Origin of the sequence: Streptomyces phytophilus (assembly GCF_013870535.1) — a bacterium.
GTDB classification, from domain to species: Bacteria; Actinomycetota; Actinomycetes; order Streptomycetales; family Streptomycetaceae; genus Streptomyces; species Streptomyces phytophilus.
The window spans coordinates 1-1,259 of the sequence record NZ_JACBXC010001538.1 but is presented as its reverse complement, the minus strand read 5'-3'; the positions used below and the strand labels follow the sequence as shown (position 1 = coordinate 1,259).

The following is a 1,259-nucleotide window of genomic DNA, read 5'->3' as shown; positions in this document are numbered from 1 at the left end:
GCGGGCGGTGGCGAACAGCGGGATCGTCGCGGCCGTCACTATCTGCAGCGCGCAGCCGGTCTGGAGCAGCATCTGCCCGTTCGGCGCGTCGAAGGCCCACGCGCCCAGGCAGGTCATGCTGATGAAGATCCACACGAGGGTGGCCACCGCGAGCCGCCCGCGCGGCTTGGGGTACTCCACCCGGCTCACCATCAGCCAGGCCACCCCGACGATCGCCAGCAGCGTCGGCACGAACGGCAGCTCCAGCAGCACCACCGAGATCACCGTCAGCGCTCCGAAGGGACTCGGCATGCCCTGGAAGACGCCGTCCCGCACGGTGACGCAGGAGAACCGCGCAAGCCGCAGCACCACCGCCAGCACCACGGCGACCGCGGCCACCGTGGAGACCCGCTGGTGCGCGTCGTCGGCGACCATGCCGTAGACCAGCACGAAGTACGCGGGCGCCAGCCCGAAGCTGATCAGGTCGGAGAGGTTGTCCAGCTCCGCGCCCATCGCCGAGCTGCGCAGCTTGCGCGCCACCAGGCCGTCGAAGAGGTCGAAGACCGAGGCGAGCAGCATGAGGATCACGGCGGTGGCGGCGCTGTGCCGCGCGATGCCGGCCTCGTCCTCGCCCATCAGATGCGGGACGAGGACGCCGGTGGTGGTGAAGTAGACGGCGAGGAAGCCGCAGGTCGCGTTCGCGAGCGTGAGGGTGTCGGCGATCGACAGCCGCGTCGAGAGCGGCATGTCGTCGTCGTCCTCGTCGACCTCGGGGACCCAGCCTGCCTTCGTCTCCGGATCAATCACGGTCAAGGCGCGTCACCCCCGCGGTGGTGGCCTGGCCGACGTCCACGCCGGCCTCGATGCCCTGCGGCAGGTACACGTCGACGCGGGAGCCGAAGCGGATCAGCCCGACGCGCTCGCCCTGCTCGACCTTGGTGCCGCTCGTCACGTACGGCACGATGCGGCGGGCGACCGCGCCGGCGATCTGGACCATCTCGACGTCGCCGAGTTCGGTGTCCAGATGCCACACGACGCGCTCGTTGTTCTCGCTCTCCTTGTTGAACGCCGGGACGTAGCCGCCGGGGACGTGCTCCACGGAGGTGACGGTGCCGGCCAGCGGGGCGCGGTTCACGTGCACGTTCAGCGGGCTCATGAAGATCGCGACCCGGGTGCGGCCGTCGGGGCGGGACATGATGCTCTGCACCACGCCGTCGGCGGGGGAGACGACCCGGCCCTCGGTGATCTCGCGGTCGGGGTCGCGGAAGAACCACAGCATG

2 protein-coding genes are annotated in these 1,259 nt (G+C 70.5%); both read right to left on the bottom strand.

The features are described from left to right. The coding region (pssA, locus tag H5J30_RS34045) for a CDP-diacylglycerol--serine O-phosphatidyltransferase (RefSeq protein WP_181791680.1) at positions 1-792 on the bottom strand (792 nt) is incomplete at its 3' end. After that, positions 779-1,259, bottom strand: a 481-nt coding sequence (locus H5J30_RS34040) for a phosphatidylserine decarboxylase (protein WP_181791678.1), incomplete at its 5' end; no start/stop codon positions are given. The genes H5J30_RS34040 and pssA, both read right to left, overlap by 14 nt.